Consider the following 16376-nt stretch of genomic DNA (forward strand, 5'->3'; position numbering starts at 1 on the left):
CTAAGCCTCCCTTCTCACATCAACCAACGTACTATTGCAACAATGCCCGGTTCCTAAATGTTCCACTTGGTCATTCGTGACATGACTACTACTTCCCCCTTGCTGCTCCCACCAGCCATTATCGAGAGAAATAACCCCTTTTTTAATATGAGTAGTCACTACCGCGATAGCGCGATGCTCGCCTCGGTCATTGAATGTAATTGCCCATTCACCATTCTTAATACCTCGTTGTTTTGCATCTTCTGGGTGGATTAACACATTAGGCTGGTTGCGCTGAACCTCAAGTATCCATTCATTCATGCCATGGCTTGAGTGTACACTCCGCGCCAACTTACGTTGCACCGCCATTAAAGGGTATTTTTTAGCTAACTCAGGGGAACCTTTCACCGATTCAGTCACTTGGTAGTAAGCAACGACAGGTGAGAAATTTTTCTTTTGCCAATCTTCAATAAACAAGTGTGCTTTCTTGGTTGATGTTCTAAAAACACCATCTTTGAACGGTATCCAATCCCCTTCAACAGGCCGTACAGGACCTTTTTCCAGCATCTGACGAGTGATCCCAGAACCAGCTAAACAAGCATCGATATAATGTTCGATCGGTTGATTAAATACCTCACCAAAACCAAATCGTTCTGCTAAGCGGGCAAAAATCCAATAATCAGGTTTTGCTTCCCCAGCTGGTTCAACGGCTTTTTCCATTAATTGTACATATTGGCTGCGAACTCCGGCCATTAGGCTGGTATCTTCGAAGATTGTAGTGACGGGTAATACAAGGTCTGCATACAGTGCCGTGGAGCTCATTAGATTATCCGCTACCACAACAAATGGGACTTTCTTCAATGCTTCTCGAACCTTATTCGTGTTAGGTAATTGCGTCATTACCCCCATGGTCATAATCCACCAAAAATTAATCGGATGAGGTTTATCATTCACAATATAGTCGCCGACTTTAGCAACAGGAATAGGGGTAATTTTTTTGGCATTCGGTGCAGGTGGCACTATCGGGCTAAAATTCGCCATTTGCCGAGCACCACCCGCATCACAAACACCTGCCCCGCGCTTACCTATATTCCCTGTCAGTAGTGCAAGATAAAACTGGCTAGCAGCCACATAAGCCCCATGTTCTGTGCGCTGAGCACCGGACATATTTTGTACAATCATTGAAGGTGTAATCGATGAATAATCACGAGCAAGGCGTACAATAGTTTCAACGGGAACATCGGTTTCTTCACTAACACGTTTGACATCCCAACCTTTTGCCTGCTGGTAAATTTGCTCAAAGACCGTGGTGTAACCCAGGTTATCCGGTAATTCATTTTGGAATAATGCGGGTTTGATATTCGGTGTGTCATGGCGAGCCAATTGCCCACTTAACAGGTCAAACACTAAGTAACTGTCTTTATCGTTATTATCTTGCCTAACTTGCTGTTGTTTATCATCAACTAAGTACACGGCTCCAGTATGAGCCCTGAGAAAATCCTCATCGATACGGTTTTCTTCAATGATAATTTTGATCATTCCCAAAGCAAGTGCGGTGTCAGTACCCGGTATAATCGGTATCCACTCATCTGCTTTTGCTGCGGTTTCATTAAAACGAGGGTCAATCACCACCAGCCGAGCTCCATTTTTTCGGGCTTGGTTATAGTTTTTAAAATAGGCTTGCATCGTCACTGCTGGGTTATTCCCCCAACACAAAATATAACGACTATCCGCGATGGTATCCCGCGTATCGGCATAACGTAGCCCTAGCATCGGTATCATCGCAGCAGTGACTGCCGAGCAACATAAAGAGCCCGCTTGCTTTGTTGAGCCACCTAAATAATCAAAAAACGCTTTACCCATATCATTTTTAATAGAATCCATATTTCCGGCATGGGTCGATATGAATAGCCCTTCATTTCCATATTTGGTAATCGTTTCTCTGATATTTTTTTCGATAAGGTCGAGAGCTTCATCCCAACTTATTGGTTTGAACTCAGCTTTCCCTTTTTCACCGACCCTTAATAGTGGTGTTGTTATGCGTTGGTCATGATAAACCCATTTAGTCCGGCTCATTCCTCTTAAACAACATTTAACATTAAACCCTTCAGTTGCTTGTATTTTCATCAACTTACCTTGGTATGTATACGCTGTAAGGTTGCAGTGCAAACATTCCATAGCACAAGTTGATCGAAAGGTTTTGTAGTCAGATAGTTTTAATCTCACCCTAGGTAAAGGTTGATTATTATTCGCCTCAGCGAAAGAACAAGGAGCTATGGTAGCTAAACCAACCACGCCGAGCCCTTTTAATAGAGTTCGGCGTTTTATTCGTAATTCATTTATTGTTTTCATTATAGTAAACCTCGACATTGCTTTTTAAAGTTCACTATATATATACCTCATTCACAAATGGTGAACTTGAGTAATATCAAATACACTCATTATTTATGAGTAAAAATTAACTACTTCTTTAGTATTAGTATTCTATGCGTGATGGTTGTTAGCGGCTTAGGGCAACTCATGGTAAAATATGAGGACTTGTTAAACTGAGGTTTATCTATGTATTCTCTGCAAGGTGTTAATTCTGTTGATATAGCGGTGAGCATTTTAAATTATATTGCTCAAAATGGGGGCATTGCGCGCGCAGCTGATATATCAAAAGGCTGTGACATATCGAAAAGCCGTTTACATAAATACTTGGTTTCATTGTGTCGCACACAAATGTTATATCAAGACACACAAACAAGCCGGTATGGCTTAGGGCGTAACTTAACTTTTTTAGCTAATTTTGTTAAACCTGAGAGTTCTTATCTAGAAACCATCAATAAAAGCTTGATTCAATTTCGTGATGAGCAAAACGTTTCGACTGGTGTCGCCACACGTTTAGGAAAAGCACTCTCATTAGTGACGTACAACCGTAGCTTTAAAAATGTTGAGATTGATTTTTTACCCAACACCCCATTACCGATAGAAAAAAGCGCGGCAGGGCTGATTTACTCTGCGTTCGACAACCAATTTCAATCAAATTATTACTCCCCGCAAGAGTTGGAGAAAATCATCAAGCAAGGCTATGCCGTGCGCTATCAACCAACAGAGGGGATCCCTGGGGCGCAATCAATCGCATGCCCTGTCTTTAATAGTGAAGGTCAGTTGATTGCAGCTGCGGTAACGATGGGTTTTATCGATAAAAATGAAATGGAGCGATTAGCTCAAGAATTGATTAAACAAGTTAATACTTTGATTTTACAGTAGTTCAACGATAAATACTTAGGGCTACTTAGTTTTTAACTCACCCCCATGCTAAAGTGACCATACTGTAACATATTATTTATATTCAATATGTTACTTTGATAAGCCGAGGTTGCCTCGGCTTATCACTTATAATATCACTTACTTAACATCAATCCTCGGTAACTCCCCCATCTCTTTTAGCTTTTTAGAGATTTCACGGCGTTCTTTGGAGAGCTCTGCATTTTTGATGATATAATCATCAACACGGTCATCATAGTCGCTACGCATATTTGCAATAATTGCTTGGATCTCTTCAATTGACATCCCAGGCTTAATATATTCGCTTAAGTTATCCAGTAACAAAACTCGTTTCTGGTTATCACGAATTTTTTTCTCATTGTCAGTAATTTCACGACGGATCTTGTTTTTACGACGAAACATACGCACAAATTCCAGTACATTTTGGAAAGACGGCTTGCTAGCGTTGTCCATGTTTAAAACCCTCTAGTCAATATTTAAAACCTATTATCTATTAACACAATACATTCTAATCCTACCGCGTTACAAGTACGTTTCGCATATTTATCTAATTATTCGTTCGAAAAGTACCTTGATTTATACTTTTAGCACTAAATTTTCTTCATCGCTTTTATCTTGGGCGTTTAATTGTTGCGCATTATCTATGGGTTGATCGCCAATATCGTCACTTCTAAGACAAAAAGCAGACAATATCGTTGTCACCACCACAAAAGCCCCCATCACAAGATAAGTATCCGCAAAGCCAATTTTGTCATAGCCCCATCCTGCTAATGGCGATAAAATGCTTGCAACAATCGAAGTTACACAACTGAACCCAACTAAATACAATGTTGATGATAAACGTTTATCAAAATGGCGGCTGTTATATTTAAAAATAGCGATTAACAAGATGGGAAGCTCAACCGCATGTAATAGCTTCATTGCTGATATCATGATTGGTCCGTCAACTAAGCCAGAACCTATGATCCGCAAAGCCATCACTGAACTCGCAAATAACAAGCCATTTTTAGCACCAATACGGTTAACAATAAATGGCGCTAAAAACATCCCCCCAGCCTCTAGGAAAACTTGCAACGAATTTAGATAACCGTACATCTCATTGCCAAATTGCTCATCTGGAAATTGATGGGCAAAATACACCATAAATTGCTGGTCATAAACACTATAAATACAGGTCCCCAAGACAAACAGTATCAATGCCCAAAAACGGGGTAAAGCCAATAATTGCAATGCGTCACCTACCGTTATTGCTGAAGGTTTCCCATGTTCAAGGCTATTATATGCATCCGCATTAGCTGTCTTTAAATTAAGTAATATGGCTAAAAATATTAACCCAGAAATGGTCGCCATAATGAAATTATAGTCAGGGTCAATATTAATATTACGCCCCGCAAAAAAGGTCGCAGCAGCCCACCCTAAAGACCCCCACATTCTTGCCTTACCGTATTCAAAATTTCGTAAGCGCCCCACTCTTTCAGTGTATGACTCAAGAACGCCGATCCCTGCATGGAATGTCATCCCAATAAATAGCCCGCCAAGAATACTACCAAGCACTAGGTTCCATTTTAATAACGACCCAAAAACCATAAAAAATGGCCCAGAAGCGATTAATAATATAGCAATAAATAATAGTAGGTTTTTCCGTAGCCCTAGTTTGTCCTGTATAAAACCGTATAAAGGTTGAGCGCAGAGAGCGACAAGCGAGATACAAGAAAAAATAAACCCCGTATCTGACCCCTCTAAGCCCACATATTTACGTAGCCATATTGCAACCACCGAAAATGTAGATGACCATGTAAAAAAGAAAAAAAACAATAATGCACTCAAAGAGGCATAATACTTTTTTGAGCCACTATTCATATCTAATCACCTATCAATAATTTTTATTGCTGCAATGTTAAGGTTAACATTTTCATGAAACTACAAAAAACCTTGCCATTTGTGATGTTACTCAATTTTGTTAACGTTAACAATAAATATTCGTGACTAAACTCACAATAAAAATAGAATGAAGTTCGAGTACTAAATAGCATTATCCCATTGTGGCATGACCTCATTGTCCCACACTAAATCAGGCGGTCTGAGTTTAGCTTTCACAGCAGATAAGGTATCATTAACTCACAAAGCATAGTGAATACCAACAAAATCATCACTATCAGAACCAACTTATAACCCATCAAAACGGTGAAAACGTTGCAAGATAATAAAAAACAGCCCACTTTTTTTATTCATGACTATGAAACCTTTGGTAAACGGCCTGCATTAGATAGGCCGGCCCAATTTGCGGGTGTTCGTACCGATTTAGAGTTTAATATCATTGAAGAACCTGAGGTTTTCTATTGTGCACCTGCTGATGACTATCTGCCACAACCAGAAGCCGTCATGATCACAGGTATCACGCCACAACTTGCATTATCCGAAGGGGTTAATGAAGCTGAATTTGCTAAGCGTATCCACCATGCTTTCAGTGTGCCGAATACCTGTATTATGGGCTATAACAATATTCGTTTCGATGATGAAGTGACTCGTAATATTTTCTACCGTAATTTTTATGACCCATACGCTTATAGTTGGCAGCAAGGAAACTCTCGCTGGGACTTACTTGATGCCTTGCGAGCTTGCTTTGCACTTCGCCCTGAAGGAATTGAATGGCCAGAAAATGAAGATGGCCTACCAAGCATGCGCTTGGAGCACCTAACCAAAGCCAATGGGGTTGCCCATGAAAATGCTCACGATGCGATGTCTGATGTACTGGCTACAATCAATATGGCCAAGTTATTGAAAGCCGCTCAGCCTCGGATGTTTGATTATTTTTATCAGATGAGAAACAAAAACAAAATAAGCCAACTAATTGATATTGTTGATATTGCCCCGCTTGTTCATGTTTCTGGAATGTTCGGTGCATTACGCTCTTATATAAGCCTAGTTGCTCCTCTCGCATGGCACCCAGACAACCGCAATGCCGTGATTATGTGTGACTTATCTGCGGATATCTCCCCATTACTCGAATTAGATGTGCAGCAATTACGTACCCGCCTGTATACGCCTAAGGCCGAACTTGCGGGAGCGTCTCCTGTCCCAGTCAAACTTGTGCATATTAATAAGTGCCCAATATTAGCACCAGAAAAAACGCTTCGACCCAATGATGCACTACGCACAGGGATAGACCGTGACCTCTGCATGCGTAATTTAGAAACCCTGCGTAAAAACCCTGATATTCGTAATAAACTAATAGAGCTATTTAGTGAGCCACAAATCTATGACGAAGTCACTGATGTCGATGCACAAATATATAATGGTTTCTTTAGCCCGTCGGACAGGTCAACCATGGATATTATTCGTGAAACACCTCCACAAAAATTACCTGCTTTAGATTTAAGTTTTCAAGATAAGCGAATGAAGGAATTATTTTTTCGTTATAAAGCACGTAATTTCCCAACGACCTTATCCTATGATGAGCAACAACGCTGGTTACAACATCGCAGAGATTACTTTAGTGAAGCACGCTTAACAGAATATATGCAACAAATACAGATGTTACTTGCTGAACATCAGCACGATGAAAAGCGTTGCCAGCAATTAAAAGCACTGGTGAATTATGCAATGGAGTTGGCTAGCTAAACTGTAAAAAAATGGGCAAAATCGTTGCCCATTTTTATTTTAGATTAATGTGGTTTTAATGTTCATTAGAATGGCTACAACCGCAATCCCCTTCCCAATTTTTCCGTTTCGTTGTTTTCCCTAAACCTGGGTTCATCGTATTCGTTGGGTCCGCTTGCTTATAGAATGATTTTAACTGTGGTGCCGCTTTATATAAGTGACCAACATTGTGTTCTGCTGGGTATTGCGCCCCTCGTTCATCTAATAGCGCTAACATTTTTTCTTTTAATTCTTTTGGGTCCACACCTTTTTTCAACACATAATCTTGGTGCATAACATGGCACATAAAATGACCACAATACAGTTTATGGACTAATAACTTTTCAATTTCCGGTGGTAACGTTTCAAACCAGTTTCTGTCATTGCGTCGTAACGCAATATCTAACGGCAAAACATCTTCTACGTCTTTATTATGTACCGCATGGTATCGTACTGCTGACCCCGCAGCTGCAAAACGATGTAAGAAAGCTTTCGCACCTTCTTCTGGGGTACATTCAAAATAACCACCATCCGCGGTTGCAAAATATGACTTTAACCAAACTTTAGCTTCATCAATCCCATCACCTGCCATTTTTAGCATTAGATGATGTTCATAACGGTCACGAAACTCTTTCATTCGCGGCGGCAAATGGGATGGCCATAATTTACTCAGTACTTGCATAGTACGGTCAATTAAATTAGAGGGTAAAAATGGGACTTTATTTAATACCGCATCAATACGGCCTTTTATCGTGAAAAACATTGGCATTTTATCCGTGCCAAATTTATCTATCATTAAAAAGGTATCTTTACCGTAAATTTCTGCAATATCGAAACAACCACGGTGCATATATTCACCCGCTACGGGTAAATTTTTAAACTCACTCAAAATATAGCGACGAATATCTTCTAAAACATCGGGGTTATTTGAGCCAATATAAAATACTTGTGTTTTTTTATCCGCTGGAAAAGTATCCAAACGAACTGCAAATACTGCTAATTTACCGGCACAACCGGATGCTTCAAATAAACGGCGTTCATCAGCATTAAAGCGAGACGGCGTATCTGCATCAACATCACGAACACGCTGTGCATATTCATGATCAGAAGCTAGTTTTTCGCTAACATGGACATCTTCGCTGCTATAACCCCGGTTTTGTAAGTTAGTCAGTATTTCTTCTGGGGTATTCCCTAAATCAATACCTAAATGGTTCACAAGTTCCACTTTACCATCATCATTTACTCGGCCATACAACGCAAGCTCGGTATAAGCGGGGCCTCTACGCACTAAGGAGCCACCAGAACTATTACAAATCCCGCCCACAACAGATGCACCAATACAAGATGAGCCAATCAACGAATGTGGTTCACGCCCCAAGGGTTTAAGAATCTTCTCTAAGTCATATAACGTACTTCCCGGCATCGCAACCACTTGATTGAATTCAGGAAGGACTTGTATTTGGTTCAAACGTAGTGTACTGATGATCACAATATCGCGATCATAGTCATAACCGCTTGGTGTTGAGCCTTCTGTCAGCCCGGTATTTGCCGCCTGCATTAAAACAATTTTATCGGCTTCAACACACGCTTTAAATACATGCCATTGCTCAAGCAGTGTTGTAGGGAATACAACCGCTATTGCATCCCCAACGCCTGATCGAAAACCTTTGCGATAACGTTCTGTCTTATGAGGTTCTGTTAGAATGTTTTTCTTACCAACAATATTCCTGAGGGTGAGTAATAATCGTTGATTCTCAGGTTTTTTTACATCATTCATTTGTGTGCCTTCTTAATCGAATTCATGTTTATGATGATTTGTGAACTATTCATTGTAACAACAGTATCACATAATATTATGATGTTGATAGGCTACACGTTTTATCTTAAATAATTCTTAACAGGCAAAAAAATAGCGCCCAAGGCGCTATTTTTAATTTCGTACTGATTTGAACGACTTCCTAGCAGCTCTATATTCAAAATAGTTCGCGTTGTAGCAAGGCGCGGAGCCAAACGAATCATGGGGAGTATACATAAGTATGTGACCCATGTCGTTTTGAGAACGCAACGCCGCTACAGTGTGAAGTATGAAGAATAGATTGTCTTTTTCTTGAATCTGTATATTCAAAATAGTTCGCGTTGTAGCAAGGCGCGGAGCCAAACGATCATGGGGAGCATACATAAGTATGTGACCCATGTCGTTTTGAGAACGCAACGCAGCTACAGCGCGAAATATGAAGAATAGAGTTACACGTCACTCATCTGCGGCATAGGCCGCTTAAACATGCGAGTCAGTATAGCCATATAAACTAAACCAACTGCTGTCCAAATCAGTCCATAAACCATTGAATCTTCTTCAATATTTAACCATAAAACGCACACTGTTAGTGTACCTATAACAGGTAAAATTAAGTAATTCAAAATATTTTTGAAACCTGTCATCCGACGTTCACGGATAAAGAATTGGCTAATCACAGAAATATTAACAAAGGTAAATGCTATTAATGCCCCGAAATTGATTAATGCGGTCGCAAAATCCATTTCAAACCAAATTGCCCCTAACGCTAAGAAACCGACCATCAATACGTTATATGCCGGTGTACGCCATGTTGGACTAACATAGCCAAAAACTTTTTCTGGGAATACCCCATCGCGGCCCATTACATACATTAAACGAGCACTACCTGCGTGGGCTGCCATTCCTGAAGCTAATACTGTCACGCATGAGAATACCAAAATAATTGACTGGAAGAATGCACCAGCAACAAAGCGCATAATATCTGGCTGAGTTTCATTGATATTCTTAAAGCGTGATACGTCTGGAAAATATTGTTGTAAGAAGAAGGAAACCGTAATAAAGATAACCCCCCCAATAAGTGCCGTTAAGAAAATAGCACGAGGGATCACTTTACCTGCGTTTGGCGTTTCTTCTGACAATGAACTTAAACCGTCAAAGCCTAAGAATGAAAAACACAAAATGGTAGCCCCAGCTATCAATGGGATCATTTCAGTTTTTTCATTACCAAATGGGTTAAAGGTCCAAATTTCTCCCGACCCCTCGCCATTTGAAACACCGTGGATCACTAAGCCTGTAAACACGGCCATTACCCCAATTTGGATAATCGCAATGACTGTACTTAGGTTGGCGATTACGTTGATACCACGTAAGTTAGCCGCGGTCATTAAAATAACCAGCCCAACGACAAATATCGCTGGCTCCACATTGGGGAAAATGTCTTGCAAATAAATTTTAGCCAATAATATGTTAATCATTGGCATGAAAATGTAGGACAACAAAGATGTCCAGCCCACCAAGAAGCCGATATGCGGGCTCATTGATTTTTGAGCATAAGTATACGCTGAGCCAGCAGATGGGAAGCGTTTCACCAGCTTACCGTAGCTCAGAGCCGTAAACAGTATCGCCGCTAATGCAATAATGTATGAAGTTGGAACGTGTCCACCGGTCTTATCTGATACCATACCGAAAGTATCGAAGATGGTCATCGGTTGGATATAGGCGATACCTATCATGACCACTTGTACAAGCGTTAACGTTTTTGCAAGTTGTACGCGATTATTCGCACCGGTTTGGTTGTGACCAATGTCTAATGGAATTGGAGTATTATTTGACATTATCAAGCCCTCCCATAACTTTCGATTGCATACTACTTCGGCTTAATCGACAGTTACTGGGAAGACTTTGCATCTGCCTATAGGCAGAGAAAAACGAAGAAAGGGAGAAAGGCGTGTGAGCGAAGCCACCGAGAGCCCCGTAGTCATCGATACGGCAGCCGCCAGCGCCTGGCCCTGCTGCGAATGCGAAAAAGTAAGCCATAAAAGCATTCCTCAAATCGGTAGCGTAAAATGTTTGCTACACGTAAATATTAAAATTATCTCTCCGGCTCTATGTCCGGCCCCGCTAGAATGAACGTTCCTAAAAACAAAAAAACCGATGCTTCATTTGATTAAGCATCAGTTATTTTTTAGTTCGCGCATTTTGCACGCCATAACCACAAATAGCAAGTTAAATTGTTAACAAATCACCCTATTTTCGATGAGAAATTTTGATTATTTCTGACTTTTTGCCCTATCTGCTTATAACTTTTTTTTCTTATGGTTTTAATCAGCAAAAAACCCTTTGGTAGAAGCCAAAGGGTTTGGATTAATCGAGATTAATTATACGATTAGAAGTTGTAGTTGATACCGATATTGTAACGACGGCCTTCTAATTCAGCACCGTAAGTCGCATTATCGATTCGGCGATCTAATACGTTATAGACACCACCAACAATGTTCGCGTTCTTGTTAAGCTGATAACTCGCACCTAAATCAAATAAAGCATAAGATGCTGTACCACTTGACATTTTTTGTCCACGACCTTGGTATTCAGAGGTTTTACCACGGAAATTCATACGCGTCCATGTTTCTAAATCTTCAGTAGTTTGCCATGTCAATGTGGAGTTAGCCATATGTTTAGGCTGTTTATTTAATGGCTTACCTTTATTTACACCACTTTTTTGTTCAGTATCAGTATACGTGTAGTTAGCTGCAAAGCTTAAATCATCCACAATACGCCAGTTGAAGGTGAGTTCAACACCACGCATTCTTGCTTTATCAACGTTCGCTTTATCGCTGATGAAACGATACGGTTTGTTAGGCTTGTCACCTTCACCATCTTGAGCTACTGTACATGCTCTTACTGTACTACTATTTTCTTCACAACGCCTAATTTCAGTAATTTTATCTTTAAAGTCAGTGTTATAGATAGTTATCCCAGCAGTAATATTATCCTGATTGTTCCAAATAACACCTATTTCTTCAGTAATACTTTTCTCTGGTTTTAAATCAGGATTACCATAAATAACGGCATTTCCTGCACTACCGCCTGTTGCTTGTCCCCAGTTTGCGGACGATTCACGCAAGCTTGGTGCTTTATAACCTGTAGTTACCCCACCTTTAATTGTCCACTGTTCATCAGCATGCCACACACCATATAAACGTGGAGTCCAGTGTGAACCGTAGTTTTCGTCTTTATCCATACGAATACCACCGGTTAACGCAAAATCATTGGTCATTAACCATTCATCTTCTGCAAATAACGCCCAGCTATATCGTTCAAGCTTATTATACTGTTTAAATTTATTACCTTCGTCTTTCAACTTCTCTTTACGATATTGACCACCAAGGCTTAAACTATGATCACCCAATAAAAAGACACTTTGATTACGGAAAACAAGGTCTTCTGCCGTCATTTTACGGCCTGGGTTTTTTGTCTCATCGTATTGAACATAGGTATCTGTTGATGCAATATCATAAATACCCGTATGGGTTAATGCCATATGAGTCAACTCATATTTGCTAAAACCGCTACCGTCGCCTCTTTTGCTGATATAACCCTCACGGTCATCACGATGTTGGTTATCACGTTTAAATTCTGCGTCGAAGGTATTTTTGTCATCTGGAGTCAACGATACCGTTGCTCCACCACTCGCCATGATTTGGCGATTAAAACCATTAATGATTTTATCTTCACCACGATGCGAATATTGGCCTTGTAGTTTCACACCAAGTAAACCATCAATTAATGGACCTGAGGTGTAAAAGCTGCCTTGCCCTGTATTACCTGAATTTTTGCGTTCAGTTAGTGTAGTATCCGCTCGTAAACTTGTGGTCCACTCTTGTTGAACACGGCGAGTGATAATATTAATTACCCCACCCATCGCATCCGAACCATACAACGATGACATTGGGCCACGTACTACTTCAATACGCTCAATGGCGGGTAATGGTGGTAACCAACCTTGTTCAATACCAGAACCATCACTATTTGGGCGAGTGCTGCGTGTATCAATACGTTTACCATCGATTAAAATCATGGTGTATTTAGCATCCATACCACGAATGCTAATATCAGAGCTACTGCCGCCACCGGTAACTAAAACACCCGGTACATCTTTTAAAGCGTCAGTCACATCACGGTAAGCTTTAGTTTCAAGTTGTTCGCGCGTTACTACTGAAATGGATGCTGGGGCATCTTCAATTTTTTGCTGATAACCTGATGCAGTCGTTACATAGATTTTATCTTTACTGTCATCAGCAAATGCAGGTGTCGCAGCGATAGCGGCAATTATGCTAATTGCAACTTTTCTTTTATTAAAAACAACCATTCCCAACTCTCCAAGAGATATTTTTTTATATATGAATTGATTTGCTCACATTGATTGCATTAAATTTTAAAACGCTTTTTATTATTTGGATATTTAAATACCCATAAGAAATTCATGGTAAAAAACCATTTATAAATCAATTAAATTTCCTGTGGGTAATTAATCTTAATATTTAATTCGTTTGTTTTTTTATATTGCCCCTTTTTCTTTATTAATGTGCTTGCCGCACGACGCCACAAGCACATCATTTATTGTGCGGTATTAACTTGCTAATTTATCAACTAGCCCATCAATTAACACTTGAGGTACCCCTTGCGAACACCTTTCAATACGCCCTCTTACACCGTAAACCTCTGCAAGGCTTTCAGGCGTGATAACCTCAGCAGGCTCTCCCTGTGCGATGAGTTTCCCTTGCTTAAGCATTAATACATGTTCCGCATGCCTTAACGCAATATTAATATCATGAACAACCACAACGGTAATTATATTTCGACGTTTAGTTTCCTTTGCCACTAAATCCATCACATGATATTGATAATTTAAATCTAAAGCGCTTAAAGGTTCGTCCAATAATAATAAATTTGGTTGACGAATTAATGATTGTGCCAAACCGACTAATTGTTTTTGGCCACCTGAAAGTTGATCTAAATAACTTAATGCCAAATGTTCAATACCAAGTTGGCGTAATAAATGCATGACTTCGTCTTTATTATTTTGATTACTCAAACCACCCGAGGCACGCTGAGCAACAATCACAGACTCTAAAACATATAAGTGAACCCCCGCAGGTAATGTTTGCGGTAAATACACCACATTTTGCGCACGTTGAGCAAAATTCTGCTGCGTGAGATCCAAGCCGTCCAATAATAACTGCCCCGTTGCCTTATTTAAGCCAGCTAAAGAGCGTAATAATGTTGATTTACCACTCCCATTTGGCCCAAGTAATACCGTGATCTTTCCTCGGGGTAAAATATCGGTCGATAAGTTTTCAATCACTGCACGTTTTGGGTAGCCTGCATTAAATTGGTTAATAATCAAACCACTCATGATACATTACCCCGATGACGTAAAATAATACTTAAGAAGAACGGAACACCCACTAACGATGTCACAATACCCACAGGAATAATCACACCTGGAATAATGTTCTTCGAGGCAATAGATGCCATCGATAAAATTAATGCTCCAATTAATGCACTTGCTGGCAGATAAAAGCGGTGATCTTCACCAAATATCAAACGGGCAATATGTGGTGCAACCAGCCCAATAAAGGCAATCGGCCCAACAAACGCAACCGCCAATGCAGACAAAATACTGATCCGCAATAACGTTGTCAGCCTTAGCCGCCGGACATCAATACCGAAGCTAATAGCCCTATCCTCACCGAGCCTTAAGGCCGTTAACTTCCATGAACTCATCATCGCAATTGGGAAAACTAAGGCGAAAGCTAGCGCCATCACGCCCAGTTTTACCCATGTCGCTTTTGAAAGGCTCCCCATCGTCCAGAAAACAAGCCCTTGTAAGGTATCTTCCGTCGCAATAAATTGCATCATGGAAACCAATGCATTAAATGTAAATACCAAAGCTATACCAAATAAAACCACACCGGAAGTAGCAACTCGAGTCCAGCGGGTAACCGCATCTAGCATCAACGCTGCTAGTAGTGCAAAAATAAAGGCATTTGCCGATATTACCCATTGGTCAGGCACCCCTGGAATTGCGATACCTGAAACAATGGCTAGAGCAGCACCAAAAGCCGCCGCATTTGATACACCTAAAGTAAATGGGCTCGCCAGCGGGTTGTTTAAAATCGTTTGCATCTCTGCCCCAGCAAGCCCTAATGACATACCGATAACAACAGCCATCAATGCATATGGCAACCGAATATCCCAAACAATAACCCGAGTCCCTGCATCCACCGTTTCTGGTGTTACCAAGGTTTGCCACAATCGTTCAAGAGATAAGCCCGAAGGGCCCAACGTAAAATCAATAATTAAAGATAATAAAATTGCAGCAACAATAACCCCAATCCATATTAGCCTACGGCGTAACATATTTTGATAATGCTGCTTCACACCATTATCAGCTTGTTTGATGGCTTGCTCTGCAGCTGCTATCGGTTCACTTGTAATACTCATTAATTCCCACCTACTCTCATTGCTTTTCGCTGACCCAATATACACCACTTGGTTCTACAGCGAGAAACTCACTGTGCAGCTGTTCAAGTGTTTTTTGCGGGTCTAAATCCGCAAATTGCTCAGGATAAAACCATTTAGCAAATACTTGTGTCGCAATCACATTGTATGGAGAGTTATAGTAGTTATGCCAGATAGCGTAATCTTGCTTATCTTTAATGGCTGATAATGAATTAATGCCTTTACGTTCTGTGACCCTTTTTAGACTTTCTTTCGCATCAATTAAGGTACCTTGAGCACCTAATTGAACACCAACATCTTTGCTACCCGGTGCTTTGACACCAGATGCGATATAAATACTGGGGTCTGATGCAATGACCTTCTCAAGGTTCATTGTACCTAATGCGCCGGGCAATACCCCCTTAGCAATATTTTTCCCACCCGCTAAGTCAATAAAGTTCCCCATGTTACCGTCACCTGCAGTACCACAACAATCTTCAAAAGCACCGGCTCTTAATTCAATGAACACCGTCGGTTTTTTATCTTCCGGAACTTTAGCGGTAATATCGGTGACTAGCTTTTGGTTTTTTTCATAAAAATCGATATATTTATTGGCTACCTGTTCCCGATTTAACGCTTGACCGAGTAAACGCATACTCGGCAATGTATTTTTCAATGGGTTATCACGGAAATCGACAAAAATGACAGGCACACCCGCTTTTTCTAACTGGTTCACTAACTCACTATTTTTGCCCGGACCATGCCCTGACAGACCAAAAATGGCGATATCGGGATTTAGTGTTAATACTTTTTCTGAACTGACACTATCGGCACTGGTATTACCAATTAGAGGAATATTATCAATTTCTGGAAATTTCGCTTTATAAACCGCATACGTTTGCGGGTCTAATTTACGCAAATCCCCTTGCCAGCCTACGATACGTTCAATGGGTTTATCACCTTCAAGGAGAGCTATAGCGCTAAATAAACGCCCTTCGCCAAGTAAAATACGGTTAACATTATCAGGGACTTCAACAGTACGGCCTGCAACATCAGTTACAGTAGCGGCCCACGAGTTCAAACTTGCACTCACTAATAATGCTAAACTTATTCCTTTTACTACCGACCTAGCTACTGATTTCTTGGCTACCGACGACATAGTATTAAGCTCCACCATCAACCTCATTGA

Annotated in this window: 12 protein-coding genes; 2 read left to right on the forward strand and 10 right to left on the reverse strand. The window is 40.5% G+C overall.

Annotated features, from left to right (window positions below):
- Entirely contained in the window at nt 1-2331 is a 2331-nt protein-coding gene (locus P3L56_RS12290) for a molybdopterin-dependent oxidoreductase (protein WP_042843429.1), read from the reverse strand.
- Between the two features lie 207 nt (nt 2332-2538).
- Here P3L56_RS12290 and P3L56_RS12295 point away from each other — a divergent pair, with 207 nt between their 5' ends.
- Nucleotides 2539-3231, forward strand: coding sequence for a helix-turn-helix domain-containing protein (locus P3L56_RS12295; protein ID WP_042843428.1), 693 nt, complete (start codon nt 2539-2541; stop codon nt 3229-3231).
- A 138-nt stretch (nt 3232-3369) separates the two neighbouring features.
- Here P3L56_RS12295 and tmaR read toward each other — a convergent pair whose 3' ends face one another.
- On the reverse strand, nt 3370-3702 hold the full coding sequence (gene tmaR, locus P3L56_RS12300) for a PTS system regulator TmaR (RefSeq protein ID WP_042843427.1): 333 nt from the start codon (nt 3700-3702) through the stop codon (nt 3370-3372).
- A gap of 123 nt (nt 3703-3825) precedes the next feature.
- Entirely contained in the window at nt 3826-5109 is a 1284-nt protein-coding gene (locus tag P3L56_RS12305; RefSeq protein ID WP_042843426.1) for an MFS transporter, read from the reverse strand.
- Between the two features lie 333 nt (nt 5110-5442).
- On the opposite strand from P3L56_RS12305, the gene sbcB reads away from it, so the two are divergent.
- Nucleotides 5443-6870, forward strand: coding sequence for an exodeoxyribonuclease I (gene sbcB / locus P3L56_RS12310; RefSeq protein ID WP_048607441.1), 1428 nt, complete (start codon nt 5443-5445; stop codon nt 6868-6870).
- Nucleotides 6871-6925: 55 nt separating this feature from the next.
- Here sbcB and dld read toward each other — a convergent pair whose 3' ends face one another.
- From dld to P3L56_RS12345, 7 genes are all read right to left on the reverse strand, one after another.
- A complete protein-coding gene (gene dld / locus P3L56_RS12315) occupies nt 6926-8665 on the reverse strand; it encodes a D-lactate dehydrogenase (protein WP_048607443.1) in 1740 nt (579 codons plus the stop codon).
- A gap of 467 nt (nt 8666-9132) precedes the next feature.
- On the reverse strand, nt 9133-10518 hold the full coding sequence (locus P3L56_RS12320) for an APC family permease (RefSeq protein ID WP_166685169.1): 1386 nt from the start codon (nt 10516-10518) through the stop codon (nt 9133-9135).
- The gene (locus P3L56_RS12325; RefSeq protein WP_042843419.1) at nt 10508-10720 is read right to left on the reverse strand and encodes a hypothetical protein; all 213 of its coding nucleotides are present in this window, start codon (nt 10718-10720) and stop codon (nt 10508-10510) included. Before P3L56_RS12325 ends, P3L56_RS12320 begins: the two co-directional genes overlap by 11 nt.
- Before the next feature lie 349 nt (nt 10721-11069).
- Nucleotides 11070-13052, reverse strand: coding sequence for a ligand-gated channel protein (locus tag P3L56_RS12330; RefSeq protein WP_272686052.1), 1983 nt, complete (start codon nt 13050-13052; stop codon nt 11070-11072).
- 261 nt (nt 13053-13313) lie between these two features.
- Entirely contained in the window at nt 13314-14102 is a 789-nt protein-coding gene (locus P3L56_RS12335; RefSeq protein ID WP_094301210.1) for an ABC transporter ATP-binding protein, read from the reverse strand.
- Nucleotides 14096-15106, reverse strand: coding sequence for a FecCD family ABC transporter permease (locus P3L56_RS12340; protein ID WP_410480081.1), 1011 nt, complete (start codon nt 15104-15106; stop codon nt 14096-14098). The genes P3L56_RS12335 and P3L56_RS12340 overlap by 7 nt, the downstream gene beginning before the upstream one ends.
- Nucleotides 15107-15206: 100 nt before the next feature.
- The gene (locus P3L56_RS12345) at nt 15207-16346 is read right to left on the reverse strand and encodes an ABC transporter substrate-binding protein (RefSeq protein WP_042843416.1); all 1140 of its coding nucleotides are present in this window, start codon (nt 16344-16346) and stop codon (nt 15207-15209) included.
- Between the last annotated feature and the right edge of the window lie 30 nt (nt 16347-16376).

The sequence above is a fragment of the Providencia sp. PROV024 genome, assembly GCF_032709665.1.
Classification (GTDB): Bacteria; Pseudomonadota; Gammaproteobacteria; order Enterobacterales; family Enterobacteriaceae; genus Providencia; species Providencia huashanensis.